Raw genomic sequence first — 471 nt, forward strand, 5'->3', positions numbered from 1 at the left:
CTCCAGAGGGGTTAAGTAATGCTGAGCTAAATACCAGTGATAGTGTTAAAAACCTTATTAATAATAGTGGGTATTCAGTAGATGAATTTGTTGAGTTGTTACATCCAGATAGGGTGTTAAATGCTAATGAAAAGACAGTGGTTGATAATATAAGAAATGAAATTGGAGTACCTGATGTTGGTACAAAGATGAAAAAAGTAATCCCGCAAAGTGATATATATAAGTATTTATATGACGAAAACTATACAGGTGTAAGAGGATTTACTGCAGTTGATGAGCATAGTGCAAATTTAAAAACACTGTTTGAAAATTATGAAGGAGCTAGGCTTGACTATGATGGAACGATGTTTAAAGTAGATCATGGAGGAAATGGTGTATCAACACCAATTGGTGCACCAGATAGGTTTTATGGGGCAATTGAATATATAGAAAATGATCCATCAAAGTTGACGATTCCAAGGTGGGAAGCTA

Annotated in this window: 1 pseudogene; it reads left to right on the forward strand. The window is 34.6% G+C overall.

Annotation, left to right across the window (positions count from 1 at the left end):
• Positions 1 to 471, forward strand: a pseudogene (locus BAU27_RS32625) (hypothetical protein); the annotation flags it as partial.

The sequence above is a fragment of the Bacillus sp. NH11B genome (genome assembly GCF_001884205.1).
GTDB classification, from domain to species: Bacteria; Bacillota; Bacilli; order Bacillales; family Bacillaceae_G; genus Bacillus_A; species Bacillus_A proteolyticus.